Source organism: Alphaproteobacteria bacterium, from assembly GCA_017302575.1.
Taxonomy (GTDB): Bacteria; Pseudomonadota; Alphaproteobacteria; order Rickettsiales; family UBA3002; genus JAFLDD01.
Genome location: JAFLDD010000001.1, coordinates 30,124 through 48,172 on the forward strand (window position 1 = coordinate 30,124; position 18,049 = coordinate 48,172).

Here is an 18,049-nt window from a genome sequence, read left to right on the forward strand (position 1 = left end):
TAAGTTCGGGGGAACGCTTCGTTCCCCCGTGTCCCCCTCCGCCGCTACGCGGCTCGCGCAGCTGCGGCGCTACGCATTAGTGGTATAGTTGTAACCTCTAGCATTTCATCCAAAATAACTCCGAACAGGAGCGATAGGAATCTTGTTATTCGAGGTTCAGCAGGACCGAGTCAGCCATGAGCCCGCGAAGCGGCGCGAAGGCGAGCACGGTGTGTGCGAGGCCGGAGCATGTAATATTCCGTCATAAAGCGTGATTTGATGTTGGACAGTCAAAGGCTTAGGTTGCAATCGTACAGAAATAACAAAGGCCACAATTATGACCCAGTCACGCAACATTCTCATGCAACATACCATCGCTGCTCCCGTGAGCTGCGCAGGTGTATCGCTGCATACAGGTGATATGGTGGATATGCTGATTAAACCAGCAGCCGAAAATACGGGTATTGTGTTCGTGCGCCGCGATGTGGAAGAAGGCCGCAATGTTGTGCCTGCCACGTATGATCGCGTAACGGAAACCACCTTGGGTACCACGATTGCGAATGAGTTCGGCGTGACTGTTTCAACGATTGAACATGTGATGGCAGCGCTTTGGGGTGCGGGTATTGATAACGCCATCATCGAAGTGGATGGCCCTGAAGTGCCAATTATGGACGGTAGCTCGGAACCCTTTATTTTCTTGATTGATTGCGCGGGTCGTACCGAACAGAGCGCAGCGAAGCGTGTGATTGAAGTGTTGAAGCCTATCACTGTTCAGGAAAAAGAATCGACCGTGACGCTTTCGCCGGCTGAAGGGTTCACTCTCGATATTACGATTGATTTCCCACACAAGCTCATCAACCGCCAACAAGCCGTGTATGATTTTGCTGCGACCTCGTTCAAGCAAGCGCTCTGCCGCGCGCGTACGTTTGGTTTCGCACGTGACGTTGAAAAAATGCGCAGCATGGGTCTTGCGCTAGGTGGTTCATTGCATAATGCAATCGTGCTAGCGGATGATGGTATTCTGAACGAAGGCGGCTTGCGTTACAATGACGAGTTCGTGCGTCACAAGGCACTTGATTGCGTTGGCGACTACTTCCTCGCAGGTGGCATGTTGCAAGGTAATATTGAAACGCTGCGCCCAGGCCATGGCATCAACAATAAGTTGCTGCGTGCCTTGTTTGCGGACCCTGCAAATTATCGCATCATTGAAGCTGAAGCGCCTGCTAAGGCACAACCGCTTGTGCGTGAAGAAGCAGCAATCACCGTTGCGGCGTAGTTTATACTCTCGGTAGAGTTTCAGGTTTCTTGTAGATTAAGAATGGAACGCGCTTTGCGAGTGGCGCGAAGATACTTCGTTCGTTCATCGCTAGCGCATACTCGACATATTCAGGGTAATTGCTGAGGTGGCGCTCCTCGGTGCGGGCGCGGATGAAATAAATCACATTAATACCAAGCAGTGCAGCGCTGTGCGCAATGGCTGTGCCAATACCTTCGTTGGAAATGAAGGGAATAGAAATCAACCACCAACTGAGATTTTTACCCACATAGCCTGGGTGTTTGGAGAAACGATAGCAGCCGTTTGTGACGAGGCCGCGATAGGTAAGGTTGGAAAAGCGAACGCCTAAACTGATGGTCGAAGAAACATAAATCACTAGGCATACAAGAATGGTGCTGCCCCAAACATATTGCCAAATGCCTTGGGGGATAAGCTGCATCCATTCGTAGCTATCTTGATAGGTGAAATACGAATTATAAAAGAGCAATTGCCAGAACGGGTAGTAGCAAAGAACGGCAACGGCCCAGCCCAAGAATGTTGGCTCGCTGGAGCGGATATGAGCATTAAATATGCGCAAGGTGAAGATGTAGCCAAGCGTTGCATAGAGTAGATCACCGAACATGATGATGGCTTGTGCGATGAGAAATAGCTCTATGAAGGTACTCGGCGTGAGATCCATGTATTGCAATTGATAAATCGCCTCAAGCGTGTAAACGAACATGAGCGGTAAGAAAAAAGCCTTTACCAGCCAATTTCGCAGCAAACACGTAATGGCATGCGTATCAACCGAGGCATTATATTTCAGTAGCATGCGGCCAAGATGATAGTAGCCGTCTTCGGGGATATCTTGGCGCGCATCGCACCATGTAAAATAAAATGGCGCAATAAGAATAGCCGCTGGTAACATGGCTAAATAGAAAGGCCATGCTGGATCATAGAATCGCTTATCATATTCTGGGAACAGCGTGTAAAGTGCCGCAAATAAACCGAGAATTGCCAATAGACCGAAACATTTTACCGCTACGCGCTTCACGCTCGCAGGGCGTAATGCTGTCAGTGAAGCGCTAGGTTCGCGGTGACGTTTGAAGATAAAGAATTCAATGAGCAATACAGGTACGACACTGGCGGCCAACACGGCCAAGGCTGTATCAAATTTTGTTAATCCCACATCTTTCAGTAGAAAAATAGTCGCAAGCGCAACGAAGAAGCCAAGTAAATTGGTGCCGAAATGTGTTTCAGATTTTGGTAGTGCTGGCTTCATTTTGACTTCCTGAAGGGCGTGCCGCTGCGCGGATCCTTGGTAAAATGATACCCCGTGATACCGTAGCCCTGGCGGTGATAAAATGCATGCGCTGTATGCGCGGTGTTGTAGGAATCAAGCACGATGAGCTCGATAGACTCTTGCTTGGCGAGGGCTTCAAGCCAATCATTCATCAATGCTCCCAACCCTTTGCCACGATGAGTCTCGTTCACAACTACGTTATCAATATCGAGTTGTTTGCCGCACCAAAAGCGTGTGCGAATCCAAAAACCGCTAAGTGCTACCATCTTTTTGCCCTCAAATACGGCAACGGCGCGGTAGCCACAGGCAAGCATGGTGCGTAGGCGCTTGGTGAACAGTGCCTTGCTCATCGCTGGGTTAAGTTGGCTGATGAGCGGGAATATGCCCTGCATTTCTGAGGGTTTCAGCTCGCGAATGGTATATTTGGTGGCCGTGCGCATAGCTTGTGTATTACCCTGCAATCTGATTGCGTGCAAGTGAGGCGCGCGCTATAAAATTCCCATGAGCATGATTAATAAGACAACACGGTTAGGCGCATCACTGTTGGTGATGGGTGTGCTTGCTGCTTGTGGTGCTGAACCGATTGACGATGAGGCGATTGCCGAAAAGAACGAATCGGTGGATGCGCTGTATGATAAGGCTTTCAATACGCTCAATTCAAAAGAATACAAACCTGCTATCGAAAAGTTCGAAGAGGTAGAGCGTCAGCACCCTTATTCGCCGTGGGCTAGCCAAGCGCAAGTCATGGCGGCCTATTCAGCGTATCGTGGCGGCTACTACGAGGACGCGATTGTGATTCTGGATCGTTTCGTCAAACTTCACCCGACGCATAAAGCCGCACCCTATGCCTATTATCTCAAGGCGTTGTGCTACTATATCCAGATTACCGACGTTGGCCGCGACCAGAAAATGACAGAAGAAGCTCGCCAAGCCCTCAAAGACGTGATTGCGCGCTATCCCGACAGTGAGTATGCGCAAGATGCCAAGCTAAAACTCGACCTGACTTCGGACCATTTGGCAGGCAAGGAAATGGAAATAGGTCGCTACTACCTAGAGCGCGACGAGTATGCAGCGGCGGTGAGTCGTTTCAAATATGTGGTGGATAGCTATGAAACCACCAGCCACATCCCTGAAGCGTTGCACCGCTTAGTGGAATGTTATTTGCGCCTTGGTGTGGTGGGTGAAGCCAAGAAATATGCGGCGGTATTGGGACATAACTTCCCAGGTTCGGACTGGTACCAGTACAGCTATAAAATGATTAAGGGCAATCTCTCGCCTGAAGAAAAAGAAGATGTGTTCGATAAGTACCTCAAGGTGCTCTAATGCTCTCACAACTTTCCATTCGTAATTTGTTGTTATTCACTTCGCAGGAAGTGGAGTTTGGTACAGGACTCAACACGCTTACGGGTGAAACAGGCGCGGGTAAATCCATGTTGCTTGATGCGCTCGGGTTGGTACTCGGTGAGCGCTCCGACGCGGCACTGATTCGCGCAGGCGAAGACCAAGCCTCCGTCACCGCGACATTTCATGTCGAGGAGAATCGTTTATTGAAGAGCGTGCTGGATGAGCTTGGGTTGAATGTTGAAGATGAACTCATCATTCGCCGCACGATTTCTAAAGACGGTAAAAGCAAAGCTTTTGTTAATGATGAGGCAGTGAGTGTTACAGGTTTGAAGCGCATTGGTGAGCTGCTGGTGGCGCGTCATGGGCAGCATGATCAGCGCGGTTTGTTGGAAGTGAAAGAACATCGCAAAGCGCTGGATGCATTCGGTGGCTACGAGAAATTATTGACGCAACTCGCCACGCATTACCATGCGTGGAAAGCGGCTGAAGCTGCATTAGCAAACGTCGAAGCCGAAATTGAGAAGGCGTTACGAGAGGAAGAATATCTGCGCCATACGGTTCAGGAACTCAGCGCGCTAAACCCAGTTGAGGGTGAGGAAGCTGAGTTGGCTGATGCGCGCCAGCAAGCACAACAAGCGAAGAAATTGCGCGAGAGTTTTGACCAGTTGCGCGAGATGCTCGAAGGTGGACAGCCGATTGTGGGGCGTTTGGTGCAGGCCGAGAAATTGGCGGGCAGGCTTGGTTTGGAAGCACTCACCACCACGCTCGCCAATGCCAGCCGTGAGGTGGACGAAGCCTTGGTGCAGCTTGATAAGCTCAGTGGCGGCGACGTGGATGAGTCGGCGCTGGAAGCGAAAGAGGATAGGTTGTTTGCCTTGCGTGACGCCGCGCGGAAATATCACTGTCAGGTCGACGGGTTGGAAGCCGTATTGAAAACGGCGCAGCAGCAATTGACCACGCTGAATAATCAGCAAGCTGAGCGCGCAGCCGCCGCCAAGCGATTGAAAGAAACCCGTGCGGCCTATGATGCCGCAGCGGCAGAGATTTTTGATAAGCGTGCAGCGGCAGGCGAGAAGCTGTGCAAGGCAGTGGAGAAAGAACTCAAAGCGCTGATGATGGCGGCGACGAGCATTAAAGTGTCGCAGACCGAGCTGCCCGAAGCGCAGTGGGGCGAGGCGGGGAAACACACGGTGCAGTTCGATGTTTCGACTAATAAAGGCCAGGCATTTGGGGCACTGAACAAGGTGGCGTCGGGCGGTGAGTTGTCGCGCTTACTGTTGGCGATGAAAGTGGTGCTGCGCGAAACGCAAGAGGCCAGCAGCGCGATTTTCGACGAGATTGATGCAGGCACAGGCGGCGCCGTAGCCGAGGCTATTGGCCAGCGTTTGAAGGAATTATCGGCGAATCAGCAAGTCATGGTGGTGACGCATTTACCGCAAGTGGCGGCGCAGGCGAATCACCATTTGCATATTGAGAAACAGACAAAGGCTGGATCTACCGTAACAAAAGTAAAAACCCTGTCACGGAGTGACCGGGCGGAAGAATTGGCGCGCATGCTTTCGGGCGCGACGATTTCTGACGAAGCGCGTAAAGCCGCCAAGAAATTGCTGCAGGCGTCATGACGCTCGATGAAGCCAGAAAACGCCATACGGAGTTGAACGCGGAAATCCGCGAGCATGACGCCCATTACTACCAAAAAGACACGCCTGTTATCTCCGATGCTGATTACGACAAGCTGCGTCGCGAATTAGAGGCGCTGGAATTCCAATTCCCTGAACTCGTAACGCCCGATAGCGCCACGCAAAAGGTTGGTGCTGCACCCAGTGAAGGCTTCAAAAAAATCCGCCATTCCATGCCGATGCTTTCACTGGCGAATGCGTTTGATGAGGTTGATGTTCAGGAATTTATAGTTCGTGCAGCAAAATTTTTGGATTTGGATAGCGCCGTAAATATAGAACTTGTGTGTGAGCCTAAAATTGATGGCTTATCATTTAGTGCAAGATATGAGCGCGGAGCATTGAAATATGCAGTGACGCGCGGAGATGGTGAGGTTGGCGAAGATATTACCGCAAATATAAGGACTATTAGAGGGTTTCCCCAAAACTTATCGAATGCTCCAGAACTATTGGAAGTGCGTGGTGAAGTCTTCATGAGGAATGAAGATTTTAGAATTCTCAACAGCGAACGTGAGGAATCTGAAAAATTTGCCAATCCACGTAACGCTGCTGCGGGTTCACTAAGACAACTAGATCCAGCTATTACTGCTAAACGCAGACTGAGTTATTTTGTATATGGTTGGGGTGAAGTTAGTGAGCCAATAGCGGATACACATTTTGATGCTGTAACGCGTCTAGGGCTTATGGGATTTCATATTAATCCACGGATGCAATGTTGCTTTAATCTTCCTGAATCCATGAATGCATATGATGATCTTAAAGAGAATAGAGCACTGTTGGATTACGAAATCGATGGGATGGTGATTAAAATCAACCGCCTTGATTGGCAAAAGCGGTTAGGGCAGGTAGCACGTGCACCACGTTGGGCGATTGCGCATAAGTTTCCGGCGGAGCAGGCGGTTACAAAGCTCGAAGCGATTGATATTCAGGTCGGGCGCACGGGTGTGCTGACGCCTGTGGCGCGCCTGACGCCCGTGAATGTGGGTGGGGTGATGGTGAGCAACGCCACGCTGCACAACGAAGACGAGATTGCGCGGAAAGATGTACGGATTGGTGACATGGTGGTGATTCAACGCGCGGGGGATGTGATCCCGCAGGTTGTTGAGGTCAAGACGCGTGGTGATGGTGCGCCTTATGTATTCCCGAATCACTGCCCTGTCTGCGGTAGTGAAGCGGTGAGGGAAGAAGGTGAAGTCGCCAAGCGCTGCACGGGTGGGTTGGTGTGCGAAGCGCAGGCGGTGGAGCGATTGCGGCATTTCGTGGCGCGCAATGCGCTGGATATTGACGGGCTGGGCGCCAAGCAAATTGAAGCGTTTTTTGCCGAAGGTTTGGTGAAAACCCCTGCCGATATTTTTACGCTCGAAGCGCGGGATACGCAGAACCTGAGCCGCTTGAAAAATCGTGAAGGTTGGGGCGAGAAGTCGGCCACCAATTTGTTTGCGGCGATTCAAAAGGCACGGCGCACGACGCTCTCGCGTTATATCTACGCGCTTGGAATCCGCCATATTGGCGAAGAGACCGCGAAGCTGCTCGCTAAGAATTATGGCACGTATGAGGCGCTATTCGATGCGCTGATAGCCGCGCATGACCATGAGAGCGATGCCTATAAGGAATTGCTGGCGATTGATGGGATTGGCGCGAAGGTTGCCCAAGCACTCATTGATTTTGTGCATGAAGAGCATAACCAAACGTTACTGAATGAATTGCAGTCGTTCATGGAATTTACACCAGAAGCTGCAGCGCGCACGGATTCGCCCGTGGCTGGAAAAACCGTGGTATTCACGGGAACACTGCAAAGCATTGGCCGTGCGGAGGCGAAAGCGCAGGCAGAGTCAATCGGTGCGAAAGTGGCGGGGAGTGTTTCCAAAAAGACGGATTATGTGGTCGCGGGAGCAGAGGCGGGCAGCAAATTGAAGGACGCCGAGAAGTATGGCGTGAAAGTGTTGACGGAAGATGAGTGGTTTGCGTTGATAGGACGATGAAAAACCCATTCGCACAACCGAAGCTGCCAATGCAGCTCACCATTGAAGCACCGAAAGAGACCCTCGATATCGTGGAGTTGGTGCTGGAAGACGAGGTGCTTTCAATCACGCGGCCGATTGATACGCATACGCCGCAACTGATACTTTTGATTGAAGACGCACATCAGAAAGCGATTGAAACGCGTATTCACGATATCGCGAAACAGCAGGCGCAGTCTGCGAAAATCCATGGCGCGATGCTGCGTGATATTGACTGGGTGACGAAGGTGCAAAAGGACTTTCCGCCGTTCATGGTGGGCAGGTGCTATATTTATGGTTCGCACGCTACGCAGCCTATTCCCGCCAATTCGATTCCACTGAAGATTGATGCGGCGGCGGCATTTGGCACGGGCGAGCATGACACGACGGCGGGGTGTTTGTTAGCGTTGCAATGGTTGAAGAAAAAACAAAAGCATGTGCGGCACGTGCTGGATATGGGGTGTGGCACGGCGATTTTGGCGATTGCAGCAGCGAAGCTTTGGCGCGGTGCGAGAATCAGCGCCTATGATAATGATGCGGGCGCAGTGCGCACCTCGCGCGAGAACTTCGCATGTAACCGTCTGCGACGGATGCATGCGCATGTCAGTGATGGTTACAAGACTCAGCGCGTAAAGCGCGAAGGCAAACACGATGTCGTGGTGGCCAATATTCTGGCGCGGCCACTGATGCGCATGGCGCGTGCAGCCAGCCAGTCGGTTGCGCCGAATGGCACATTGATTTTATCGGGTTTGCTAAATCATCAAGAAAACATGGTGCTTGCTGCGCACCGCTATCACGGATTGAGGCTTACGAAGCGTATTAGGCGCGGGCGCTGGTCGGTGCTTATTCTAAAAAAATACTAGCCGCGTTGTTGCTGCTGTTGTGCGCCACGACCTGCTTCGAGCTCTGGGGCGCGGGCGACGGCTTCAGTAGGCATAGCGGCTTCGCGCACACCTGCGCGAGCCATGGCGAGCCCGATAGATTTTACCTCATCGACCACAGAGCGTGGTAATTTCGATTCAATATAATCGACCAGTTTTTGCAGCATGGCGCTAAGCGGCTTACGCTCTACAACGGCTTGCTCTTCTTTGGCTTTAGGCTCTTCTTTTGGTTTGGCTGCTTGTTCCAGCTTAGGTGCTTGTTGTTGATTAAGCTGCTCTTGCAGTCGTGCCATTTCAGCTTGCTGTTGCATGAGTCGCGCTTGCAATTCTTCAGCAGTAGGCTGTGGAGGCTGCTGCTGTTGGCGCGCCATTTCTTGCTGCTTGAGCAACTCCATATTTTGCTGTTGCGCCTGCGTGTCTTGTGCTTGTGCAAGGTCATTACGTGGCGGCGGGACAGGCACAGATGGCTTTTCTGCGGCGGGTGCTTCGCGTTTTTCTTCTGGCGCAGCCATTAAAGTGGGGTCGATGGGTTGCTGCTGTGCGTCGGCAAAGATGGCGTCTACCATCAAAGCGGTGGCGCGTACTTTATTTTGCTCTTCTTCCTGATTGCTGCTGGAGGAGGTGGTGCTGCTCGTATCCCCAGAAATCATGCCGTTAAGGCGGCGAAGTGTCTCTGGCCCTGCAATGCCATCTACGCGTAGGCCTTGCATGGATTGGAAGCTTTTAACCGCATTGACGGTATTGCCATCAAAGGTCGCATTGATGAAGGCTTCATTAAACAGATTAATGAGACTTAGGCGGCGCTGTAGCTCGGCAACAAATTCACCTGTATCGCCGAACTGAAGCGTAATGTTAGATGGCAAGAACATTGCCAATTAACCTAACGCTTTGTCGTCGTGCTTGCAATCTTCCTGTGCGAGGAAGGCCTGGGGTTTTTTTAGTGTGCGAAAAGATCTTGGGCGCAGAATTGCAAGGCACGGTGCTCGATCGCGGGTAATAGCGCTTCGCGGAAATGGCGGGCGTTATCAAACCCATGACGAATGGCTTCTTGTTGCAAGATAGACTCAGGCGTGTAGAGCACGGGTGCATTTCCCATGTCACTGTTAAGGCTCGCGGCCATTTCACGCAGCGCCTCTTGCAACGCTGTTTCTGGGTCGTGGCGATCGCGCTTGAAGGCTGCAACGAACGTCGCGAATGGTTCGGTTGACGGACTAGTACTGTAACTTTGTAACGCTTCCATGCCGATTCTCCCTGTTATGCCCACCGGATGTTTTTGAATGCGTGGTGGTGTTGATGGGGAGTGTATAGACCCTAAAAGTTAAAAGAACGTTAACGCGCTATATTTTGTCATTTGTGCTGTTGTCCTGCGGTCATTTTTGCTCACGCAGGAGGCCTACGCGCACGTAAAAACGCCTCGGACGTCTAGCAAAACTAAATAGAGAGCGTTGCTGGTTGGCTATTCTTCGTCGGTGTATTGGCGTTCCATCTTTTCGTGGCGCTCTTGTGCCTCGATAGAAAGGGTGGCCACAGGGCGTGCCTCAAGACGTTTGAGGCCAATAGGCTCACCTGAATCTTCGCAATAGCCATACTCGCCTGTTTCGATACGGGTAATCGCCGCATCGATCTTCGAGATGAGCTTCAGGTAGCGATTGCGGGTGCGCAATTCTACGCCCGCCTCGGTTTCCAAGGAAGCTCGGTCTGCAATATCGGCCTGATGCCAGTTTTCTTCATGCAGATGTTCGAGTGTTTCGCGTGATTCAGAAAGAAGGTCTGCACGCCATTTGAGCAATTTCTGACGGAAATACTCCAACTGAAGCGCATTCATGTATTCTTCTTTTTCGCTTGGCTTATACCCCTGAGGTAGCTTGGCTGGCTTGTAGCTGTTGCGTGGCTTAGCCTTCACTAAAGGCTTAGCTGGCGCGGCCATTTTAGGGGTAATTTTTTTAACTGGTGCTGCCTTGGCGGCTGGCTTTGCGGCCACTTTTTTTGCTGGGGCAGGTTTTTTTGCTACTGGCTTTGCAGCGGCTTTTTTAAGCGGTTTCTTTGCAGGAGCAGGTTTCTTAGCGGCTGGTTTTACCGACTTTTTGGCTGCCGGTTTAGCGGGTTTTTTCTTTGCCGATGCTTTTGCCATAGGATAGTTTCCTTGCGATTAGTTAGTAAAAACGTCACTTCCGCACCTTTAAGGTACGAGGGTCGATTCTACTCTCGTGGAAGGGGGCTGCAAGCCACAAATTGTGGCTATGCACACGATTTTATCCTTGCTTTTTGCGGCGCTCAGCCTCTTCGCGCTCGCGTTTACGCTTGGCTTCCTCAGCTTCTTTGCTGGCGGTGTCTTTATCTGATTCCGTAGCATCGCCGCTATCCAGATTATAATGTTTGAATTCTTTGGTTGTCTCATGCGTATCGAATTCGGAGATACCAGCATGCAGAATGACCTCGCCATCTGGCAGGAATTCGATGCCGTGGCGGTCAAATACTTTCACGATTTCGTCATTCTCTGGTTTGGTGAGTCGCGCTTGATTGCGCTCGAATTTTTCCAAATGGCGAATGGGAATACGTGTACGACTGGCTAAGTCGAGCGGGTTCCATTTAAGCAGCGCGCGAGCGCGTTTGCATTGCTTGGTAGAGATGAGGCGAATTTTACCTTCGCTCATAATCTCACGCCTGCCGCTTCAAGTTTGGCGATTTCCACGGCAGCACGTAATTCGATTTCGTCTAAGATGCCGTTGAGCACGGGATCATTGGTGGTGCCCCGCTCTTGTGCGACGATGGATTCAAGATTGCGGATGGTGCTTAGCGGCAAGTTGCCGATGATGAGCGCGTCGCGCAGCTCTGCCAGTGCATCGAGCGTGAGTTTGCCTTGCTTGAATGCCTTTCGGCGGCGCACTTCTTCTTCGCTGACTTCTTGCGCGCCGAGCAATACGCCAATACCGCTCATTGCAGCGACGGGGGTGGTCGCTTGTGCTTCTTCAACTTCGCCGACACCGTCCAACGCATCAACGAAACTGCTGCTACCAGTTTTGCTGGTACGGCGAACATTGTTGGTACGTTGTGTCGGATTCGTGGGGTTGGTGTAGCCAATTTTATTAATCATTCGAGTACTATAACGAAGGTGAAGCCATCAGGCAAACATCGTGGTTACCCATGTGTATGGCGGCAAATTTTGCCCCTTTGCGCCAACGGGCGATGATTGGGCCTTCGGACCCTAGTCGACCGATATCTAACATGCTGTATTAAAAGCAATTATTGGCTGGCTCATAGTTGGCACGAAAGTCGCATAGATACGTACGTCTAATAAGCGTGAAACCGTCAGGAGCGGACGATGCAGCAGAAAGATGCGATGACCATGGGCGAACGAATCAAGGATCGGATTGGTGGCGGCGTGTGGTTGATGTCGTTGGCAACGGTGGCGATTGCCTTGGTAATGTCGGCAACGCCAGCTCATGCAGCGCGTGTGAAAGATGTGGTGGCCTTCGAAGGTGTTCGCGACAACATGCTGATGGGGTATGGTCTTGTCGTTGGTCTGAATGGCTCGGGCGATAAATTACAAAACAACGCGTTCACCGAGCAAAGCTTGATTGCGTTTTTAGAACGCCAAGGTGTGAATACGCGCGGCTTAGAACTTAAATCGAAAAACGTTGCTGCCGTGACGATTACCGCGCGCTTGCCTGCATTCGCTAGAGCGGGTGCGACGATGGACGTCAATATCAGCGCGATGGGTGATGCGAAGAGTTTGCTAGGCGGTACGTTGCTGGCTACGCCGCTCGTTGGTGCAGATGGTAATGTCTATGCGGTGGCACAGGGCCCTGTAACGGTGGGTGGATTTGAAGCATCTGGCCAATCAGGCACGGCGATTACAAAAGGTGTGCCGACGAATGGCTTTATTCCTAACGGTGCACTGGTGGAGCGCGAGATTGATTTCCGCTTGAACGATTTGCCATCCGTGCGCTTAGCATTGCGTAACCCTGATATCTCTACGGCGCATAGCATCGCTAAAGCGATTAACTTACAAGTAGGCCCAGGCACTTCACGCGTTGAGGACCCTGGTACAGTGAATGTAACTGTTCCCGCAGCGTATAATGGTGACGTTACAGGGCTGCTGGCCGATATTGAAACCCTACAAGTGGAAACCGACCAACCCGCACGCATCGTCGTGGATGAGGCAACGGGTACTATTGTGATGGGTGAGAATGTTCGCATCTCAACGGTGGCGGTAGCGCAAGGTAATTTGGTGGTGAAAGTTGAAGAAACACCCCAAGTATCGCAGCCCAACCCATTTGCACCCGAAGGTGCGCAGACGCTGCTCGTACCGCGTACCGATGTGACGGTGGATGAAGAAGCGGGCAATCAGATTGCGGTGCTGCAAGAGGGCGCAACACTCAGAGATTTAGTGACTGGCTTGAACGCACTTGGTGTGGGTCCACGCGATTTGATTACCATTTTACAAACCATCAAAGCGGCGGGCGCTCTGCAAGCCGACATTGAAACGAGGTAGAGGCCATGAGTGACCTAACCAGTCCAGTGGATGTAGAGACCATGAGAATTACCAGTAGCCAGTCGAAACTGGCGCAGATGAATAAAGCAAAAGCGGCAGCGCGCGGTATGAGCGAAGCGAAGCTGGATGAGGTTGCACAGGAATTCGAGGCACAGTTTCTCTCGCAGATGCTGGGTAGCATGTTCTCAACCGTTGGTACCAATGAGGCGCTCGGCGGTGGCGAAGGTGAGGAGATGTATAAGTCTCTGCTGGTCGATGAATATGGCAAGCTGATTTCACGCGCTGGCGGTGTGGGTGTTGCTGACCACGTGAAGCGCGAAATGATTCGTATGCAGGAGGTAGAATAATGGACCACCTATCACCAACAATGAAGCCTTCGCCCAACATGCTTTTGCATTTTGATGCAGAAGAGTTCATCGCGATTGCTGTGCGTATGGCGGAGATTCTGAATGAGGAAACAGAGCTGCTGACACAAATGAATGTGCGCGGAATGGCCGAGTTGCACCAAGAAAAATTGAAGCTGACGCAGATGCTGGAGTCATACCAATCCTTGCTGCGTGCGCGCCCCGATATCATTGAAGAAGTGCCTGCTGAAACACGCGAACGTTTGGTGAGCGTTGTCACGGGATTTGGAAAAATCATGGAACATAATTTCCGCCATGTGGCGGCAGCGCGCAGCGTCAATCAGACGGTGGTGAAAGCCATCACGGACTCGATTGCCGAGCAGCAGCATTTGACGGTCTATACCAAGAATGGTGGGCAGTTCCGCGCAGGTGCGGAGATGTCTGGCGTGTCGATTAACCTTAACCAGCAGGCATAGTGTGAGCAGTCTTGGCCTCAGTATGAATAATGCATTGACGGGATTGCGTGCCACCCAGCGCAATATCGCCGTGCTGTCTCATAACATCGCCAATGTGAGCACGCCTGGATATTCGCGCCAGATTGTTAACCAAGAAGCGCAGGTGGTTGGAGGTGTCGGCAGTGGTGTACGCATTAATGATGTAGTGCGCAATATTGATCGCTATTTGCAGCGCTCCATTACGACACAACAATCGTCATTATCTCGTACTGACGTGATTGATGAATTCCATGATCGCTTACAGATTCTGTTTGGTGAACCTGGCGCCAGTAACTCGTTGGATGAGTATGTCTCGACATTCTTCAACAGTTTGCAGCAATTAGCAGAAACGCCAGAGCGCACCTCGTTTCGTACAGGTGCAGTGGACTCGGCGATAACGCTTGCGAGCCAGATTTCTGAGTTGGCATTTCAAATTGAAAATCTGCGCTATGAAGCGGACCGCGAAATTGGTCAGGCCGTGACTGCGGTGAATGATTTGATGAGCCGTCTTGATGTATTAAACACAGCGATTTCACGTAGCTACACGCTTGGGCAATCGACGCCAGACTTGCTGGATCAGCGTGATATTATTCTCAATGATATGGCCAGCTACATGGATATCACCACCTTCTTCGAAGAATCGGGCAGGGTGAGCGTGCTGACCTCGTCGGGCATCTCTTTGGTGGATGGAACGCCAAAACGCCTGCAGTATTCGGTGCAAGGCTCAGCGCAGAGTTTTATTGATGATGCGAGCTTCAATAGCCTTTCGGTTGCGACGTTAGATAGCAATGGCAATTTACTGCCTAACCCCCAGACATTAATCTCAGCAGGCCAGTCTAGCGCGGTTACTACGCAGTTGACGGGTGGTACATTGAAAGGCCTTCAAGAATTACGTGATACGGTCTTGCCGGATGTGCTCGATATGCTGGATATGCTGTCATCACGCCTGCGTGATGAGGTGAATGCGATTCATAATAATGGGTCAGCATTTCCTGGCCGCGCCAGCTTAACGGGTACACGCCTTGTTAGCAGCGCTGACCAGTATAACTGGACAGGCAGTGTACGCATTGGTGTGCTCAGTGCGAATGGCGAACCTGCGCCAGCAGGCTATTTGGATGAAGCCTATACAGGGGCACGACCGCTCAATCTGGATTTGACATTCCTTGATTCAGGGCAGGGTACGAGTCGTCCCAACATGCAAACGATTATTGATGAAATCAATAATCACTTTCGTGCACCGCCAGTGAAAGCCAAAGTGGGCAATGCGAATAATATTCAGCTTGTCTCAACAACCGACTTTATACCCAATGTTGCTAGCCCGAATTTTCGCTTCGATTTGGATATCGATAACATCTCAAAAACCGATGCCAATATTTTCGTTACGGGATTTACGGTGCTGGATGATACGGCGACCAACATCACCAGCGTAACCACGGGTGCGCCGCAAATTACGCTTAACCCTGTTGGCACCTATACGACCACTGTGGGCACTAATAACGTACAAGTGGCATTCAATAGCACGCCTACGGTTAATGTGGGTGACACTATATATCTCTCGCCACCTGCGGGCGCTGTCAATGGCTTAACGCCTGCACAGTTGACGGGTTATTTCCAAGTAATCAGTGTGGTAGGCAATCAAGTCGAAATTCAGGTGACAGGCGCACCTGCTGGCCCAGGTGGCCCAGTGAGTGATGCGACGGTTTATGCGCAGTCTGCCTATGATACGATTGATGCAGGTGAAAAGCGCCGCACACGTGATTCGGGTGGGCAATTTGCACTCGATCTATCGGGTAATTTTGGCTCGGCCTACTACGATATCACGCTCGATGTTGCGGTGGTCGATGAGCAAGGTGCATTAGTGACCTCTACGATCACTTATCGTGTGAATAACAATCAAACCAATATGCTCAATGATCGCTTTGATAATACGGCGGTGGGCGGCAATGGGCAGCGTGTTATACCGAATAATTCGCAAGAATTTATGAGCGCCATTCTTGTGGATGCTGATGGTATGGAGCTGCCGAAAATTAATGGCCGCTATATTGGTGCAGATACGGGATATTTGAAGTTTGTTGCGCGCGATGGCCTCAGTATTTCGATCGACGAGATGAACTCTAAGCAGCTTGGTGATTTCAATGTCGTGCCGACGACAATGGCCACGAATCGTGGGTTCTCGCACTTTTTTGGATTGAATAATCTATTCAAAGACAATCTGGATTATCGTGAAGCTACAAACCTCAAAAACTCTGCAATTGATTTAGAGGTTGAGGATGCGATTGTCAGTGACCCCAATCTGATTGCTACAGGCAAAATGGTCTTGCAACGCCAGCCAAGTAACCCGAACGATATTCCGCAATATACGTATGTGCGCTATAGCGGTGATAACCAAACAGCCATGGCAATGGCAGCATTCTCAACGAAAGCCGTTGGGTTCGATGCTGCAGGTGGTACTGCCTCATCGACACTTACGGTTGGCGGCTATGTAAGTGAATTGCTCGGCTATGTCGCATCAGAAGCAGTGTCTGCCACGAGCGCATTTGAAAACCAGCAAGTTCTATTCAACGGATTGTCGGAACGTCAGCAGTCAGTCAGTGGCGTGAACCTTGATGAAGAACTTGCAAATACCATTACTTTTCAGAACGCCTACGCAGCGAATGCGCGGGTCATTAGTTTAGTGAATCAGCTGTTCGAAGATTTGATCGGCGCATTTGGATAATAGGAGTCAGTCATGGCAGTTAGTCGGGTAAGTACCCTTTCGTTGTTTAATCGCACACAGCGCGATATCGGCAACACGTTCAGCAATCTTGCTGAGCTGCAAGGACAGCTTTCTAGCGGCTTCAAGTCGGATAATTTTAAAGGACTAAATGGGCAAGTGGAGCAATTCACGCTGCTAGAAGCACGCCTGCGTAAGATTGAGCAATTCAAACAAAATAACGCCGTCACCGAAGCGCGCTTGCGCACGGCCGACCAAGCGCTCGACCAAATGGTGGCAACCGCAGATGATATTGAAAATCTGGTTGTCCTGCGTAGAAGTGCGGCGGGTTTAGAAGGAAACATGGCCTTTGCGCAGCAGTTGGAAGATTTGATGGCACGCCTCACTAATTCGATGAATACCCAATTTGAAGGGCGCTATATTTTTGGCGGAATCGACACGGCAAATCCACCTGTTGAGGAGCCGCTGCCGAATCCTACCGAAGTTGGGGTTCCAGATAAGAATTACTACCTTGGTTCGGACACGAACATCACGTACCGTATTGATGATCGACTTGAAGATGAATTCCCTGCGCGTGCTGATGATGTTGCATTTCAGAATATTATTGCGGGATATCATCTCGCGCTGCAAGCCGATGCAGCCGATGGGGACCAGCAATTGGGCCAAGCCCTCGACTTGATTCAAAGAGGTCAGGAACAGCTAGTTGCGGCGCGTTCGCGCGTGAATACCGCCATTGTAAATATTGACCAAACGGGCGCACGTCTGGACCAGATGCGCGTATATCTCAAAGGTGTGACGGAGCAAGTGTCAAAAACAGATACGGTTGCAGCAGCGACAGAAGTTGCAAACCATGAGGCAGTGCTACAGGCAACGTTTCAGGTATATGCGCGACTGAGCCAGTTGCGATTGTCGGATTACTTATAGGTTGAGTGAAAAAATGAGCGGAATACTTGCAAGCGTGCGTGACTATGGTAAAGTGCAGAAAGCCAGCCTTTTTACTGTGTTACGTCATGCGAAGTATATGACAAAGAATTAAAAAGGGGAGGCGATATGTTGCAAGGAGAAATGGTAATGAAGGGTAGTGGGTCACCGGCAATGCCGCCCATGGCACCAACGGATGCGAAGCCAGAGACGGATGTTATTGACACTCGCTTTGGTAAGGTGACGGTTTATCGCAAAAACCCTATCTTATTCCCGAATGGCATTCTTGGTATGCCAGATCGTAGCGAATTCTGTCTGACGAATTTTCCTTCGCCTAAAATGGCACGTTTCAAAATGCTTCAATCGCTGGAGGATGATGCGCTTTCATTCATCACGCTGCCGATTGATAACAACAATCCAATTTTTGACGCTGCCGATTTAGCGCAAGCAGCACAGGAATTAAATATTCCTGCTGCGGAGCTTACCGTGCTGCTGATTGTATCCGTACATCGTGAATCAAGCGGTGTACGTTTATCAGTGAATGCGCGCGCGCCGTTATTGGTGAATGCGATGAAACGTACGGCTGTTCAGCACGTATTTGCGTCGAGCAAATATAATATCCGCCATATGCTGGCCTTCTAACG

The 18,049-nt window shown here is 50.9% G+C and carries 18 protein-coding genes; 11 read left to right on the forward strand and 7 right to left on the reverse strand.

Annotation, left to right across the window (positions count from 1 at the left end):
- Positions 1 to 316 precede the first annotated feature (316 nt).
- Positions 317 to 1,255: a UDP-3-O-acyl-N-acetylglucosamine deacetylase gene (locus J0M34_00160; GenBank protein MBN8542661.1), complete on the forward strand. Its 939-nt coding sequence runs from the start codon at positions 317 to 319 to the stop codon at positions 1,253 to 1,255.
- Position 1,256: 1 nt separating this feature from the next.
- On the opposite strand, the gene J0M34_00165 is transcribed toward J0M34_00160, so the two are convergent.
- The gene (locus J0M34_00165) at positions 1,257 to 2,516 is read right to left on the reverse strand and encodes a DUF1295 domain-containing protein (protein MBN8542662.1); all 1,260 of its coding nucleotides are present in this window, start codon (positions 2,514 to 2,516) and stop codon (positions 1,257 to 1,259) included.
- On the reverse strand, positions 2,513 to 2,977 hold the full coding sequence (locus J0M34_00170) for a GNAT family N-acetyltransferase (GenBank protein ID MBN8542663.1): 465 nt from the start codon (positions 2,975 to 2,977) through the stop codon (positions 2,513 to 2,515). The genes J0M34_00165 and J0M34_00170 overlap by 4 nt, the downstream gene beginning before the upstream one ends.
- A gap of 67 nt (positions 2,978 to 3,044) precedes the next feature.
- Between J0M34_00170 and J0M34_00175 the strand changes: the two genes are divergently transcribed.
- Genes J0M34_00175 through J0M34_00190 form a run of 4 tightly spaced genes read left to right on the forward strand, consistent with a single transcriptional unit; the run spans position 3,045 to position 8,420 of the window.
- On the forward strand, positions 3,045 to 3,860 hold the full coding sequence (locus J0M34_00175; protein MBN8542664.1) for an outer membrane protein assembly factor BamD: 816 nt from the start codon (positions 3,045 to 3,047) through the stop codon (positions 3,858 to 3,860).
- Entirely contained in the window at positions 3,860 to 5,503 is a 1,644-nt protein-coding gene (recN, locus tag J0M34_00180) for a DNA repair protein RecN (protein MBN8542665.1), read from the forward strand. The genes J0M34_00175 and recN overlap by 1 nt, the downstream gene beginning before the upstream one ends.
- Entirely contained in the window at positions 5,500 to 7,539 is a 2,040-nt protein-coding gene (gene ligA / locus J0M34_00185; protein MBN8542666.1) for an NAD-dependent DNA ligase LigA, read from the forward strand. The genes recN and ligA overlap by 4 nt, the downstream gene beginning before the upstream one ends.
- Positions 7,536 to 8,420 (forward strand): 50S ribosomal protein L11 methyltransferase, encoded by an 885-nt coding sequence (locus J0M34_00190; GenBank protein MBN8542667.1) that lies wholly within the window; start codon positions 7,536 to 7,538, stop codon positions 8,418 to 8,420. The genes ligA and J0M34_00190 overlap by 4 nt, the downstream gene beginning before the upstream one ends.
- Here the strand turns inward: J0M34_00190 and J0M34_00195 are convergent.
- The 5 genes from J0M34_00195 to J0M34_00215 all read right to left on the reverse strand — a co-directional run bounded on the left by J0M34_00195 (position 8,417) and on the right by J0M34_00215 (position 11,532).
- A complete protein-coding gene (locus J0M34_00195) occupies positions 8,417 to 9,307 on the reverse strand; it encodes a peptidoglycan-binding protein (protein MBN8542668.1) in 891 nt (296 codons plus the stop codon). The two genes, J0M34_00190 and J0M34_00195, sit on opposite strands and share 4 nt — an antisense overlap.
- 68 nt (positions 9,308 to 9,375) lie before the next feature.
- The gene (locus J0M34_00200; protein ID MBN8542669.1) at positions 9,376 to 9,678 is read right to left on the reverse strand and encodes a hypothetical protein; all 303 of its coding nucleotides are present in this window, start codon (positions 9,676 to 9,678) and stop codon (positions 9,376 to 9,378) included.
- Between the two features lie 216 nt (positions 9,679 to 9,894).
- Positions 9,895 to 10,569 (reverse strand): RNA polymerase-binding protein DksA, encoded by a 675-nt coding sequence (dksA, locus tag J0M34_00205; protein ID MBN8542670.1) that lies wholly within the window; start codon positions 10,567 to 10,569, stop codon positions 9,895 to 9,897.
- Between the two features lie 121 nt (positions 10,570 to 10,690).
- Positions 10,691 to 11,092 (reverse strand): hypothetical protein, encoded by a 402-nt coding sequence (locus J0M34_00210; GenBank protein ID MBN8542671.1) that lies wholly within the window; start codon positions 11,090 to 11,092, stop codon positions 10,691 to 10,693.
- On the reverse strand, positions 11,089 to 11,532 hold the full coding sequence (locus tag J0M34_00215; protein MBN8542672.1) for a flagellar assembly protein FliX: 444 nt from the start codon (positions 11,530 to 11,532) through the stop codon (positions 11,089 to 11,091). The genes J0M34_00210 and J0M34_00215 overlap by 4 nt, the downstream gene beginning before the upstream one ends.
- Positions 11,533 to 11,778: 246 nt before the next feature.
- On the opposite strand from J0M34_00215, the gene J0M34_00220 reads away from it, so the two are divergent.
- The 6 genes from J0M34_00220 (at position 11,779) to fliW (ending at position 18,047) form a co-directional block, all read left to right on the forward strand.
- Entirely contained in the window at positions 11,779 to 12,933 is a 1,155-nt protein-coding gene (locus tag J0M34_00220) for a flagellar basal body P-ring protein FlgI (GenBank protein ID MBN8542673.1), read from the forward strand.
- Between the two features lie 5 nt (positions 12,934 to 12,938).
- The gene (locus J0M34_00225) at positions 12,939 to 13,280 is read left to right on the forward strand and encodes a rod-binding protein (GenBank protein MBN8542674.1); all 342 of its coding nucleotides are present in this window, start codon (positions 12,939 to 12,941) and stop codon (positions 13,278 to 13,280) included.
- Entirely contained in the window at positions 13,280 to 13,753 is a 474-nt protein-coding gene (locus J0M34_00230; protein MBN8542675.1) for a hypothetical protein, read from the forward strand. Before J0M34_00225 ends, J0M34_00230 begins: the two co-directional genes overlap by 1 nt.
- A 1-nt stretch (position 13,754) precedes the next feature.
- Complete coding sequence (gene flgK / locus J0M34_00235; protein ID MBN8542676.1) at positions 13,755 to 16,487, forward strand: flagellar hook-associated protein FlgK; 2,733 nt, start codon at positions 13,755 to 13,757, stop codon at positions 16,485 to 16,487.
- A gap of 12 nt (positions 16,488 to 16,499) precedes the next feature.
- Positions 16,500 to 17,408 (forward strand): hypothetical protein, encoded by a 909-nt coding sequence (locus tag J0M34_00240; protein MBN8542677.1) that lies wholly within the window; start codon positions 16,500 to 16,502, stop codon positions 17,406 to 17,408.
- A gap of 147 nt (positions 17,409 to 17,555) precedes the next feature.
- Positions 17,556 to 18,047 (forward strand): flagellar assembly protein FliW, encoded by a 492-nt coding sequence (gene fliW / locus J0M34_00245; protein ID MBN8542678.1) that lies wholly within the window; start codon positions 17,556 to 17,558, stop codon positions 18,045 to 18,047.
- Positions 18,048 to 18,049 lie beyond the last annotated feature (2 nt).

Coding starts and splice junctions, on each gene's coding strand:
- J0M34_00220 (MBN8542673.1), top strand. CDS start 11,779: ATGACCATGGGCGAACGAATCAAGGATCGGATTGGTGGCGGCGTGTGG.
- J0M34_00215 (MBN8542672.1), bottom strand. CDS start 11,532: ATGATTAATAAAATTGGCTACACCAACCCCACGAATCCGACACAACGT.
- J0M34_00165 (MBN8542662.1), bottom strand. CDS start 2,516: ATGAAGCCAGCACTACCAAAATCTGAAACACATTTCGGCACCAATTTA.
- J0M34_00210 (MBN8542671.1), bottom strand. CDS start 11,092: ATGAGCGAAGGTAAAATTCGCCTCATCTCTACCAAGCAATGCAAACGC.
- J0M34_00200 (MBN8542669.1), bottom strand. CDS start 9,678: ATGGAAGCGTTACAAAGTTACAGTACTAGTCCGTCAACCGAACCATTC.
- J0M34_00170 (MBN8542663.1), bottom strand. CDS start 2,977: ATGCGCACGGCCACCAAATATACCATTCGCGAGCTGAAACCCTCAGAA.
- J0M34_00175 (MBN8542664.1), top strand. CDS start 3,045: ATGATTAATAAGACAACACGGTTAGGCGCATCACTGTTGGTGATGGGT.
- J0M34_00160 (MBN8542661.1), top strand. CDS start 317: ATGACCCAGTCACGCAACATTCTCATGCAACATACCATCGCTGCTCCC.
- dksA (MBN8542670.1), bottom strand. CDS start 10,569: ATGGCAAAAGCATCGGCAAAGAAAAAACCCGCTAAACCGGCAGCCAAA.
- ligA (MBN8542666.1), top strand. CDS start 5,500: ATGACGCTCGATGAAGCCAGAAAACGCCATACGGAGTTGAACGCGGAA.
- J0M34_00240 (MBN8542677.1), top strand. CDS start 16,500: ATGGCAGTTAGTCGGGTAAGTACCCTTTCGTTGTTTAATCGCACACAG.
- J0M34_00195 (MBN8542668.1), bottom strand. CDS start 9,307: ATGTTCTTGCCATCTAACATTACGCTTCAGTTCGGCGATACAGGTGAA.
- recN (MBN8542665.1), top strand. CDS start 3,860: ATGCTCTCACAACTTTCCATTCGTAATTTGTTGTTATTCACTTCGCAG.
- J0M34_00230 (MBN8542675.1), top strand. CDS start 13,280: ATGGACCACCTATCACCAACAATGAAGCCTTCGCCCAACATGCTTTTG.
- fliW (MBN8542678.1), top strand. CDS start 17,556: ATGAAGGGTAGTGGGTCACCGGCAATGCCGCCCATGGCACCAACGGAT.
- J0M34_00190 (MBN8542667.1), top strand. CDS start 7,536: ATGAAAAACCCATTCGCACAACCGAAGCTGCCAATGCAGCTCACCATT.
- J0M34_00225 (MBN8542674.1), top strand. CDS start 12,939: ATGAGTGACCTAACCAGTCCAGTGGATGTAGAGACCATGAGAATTACC.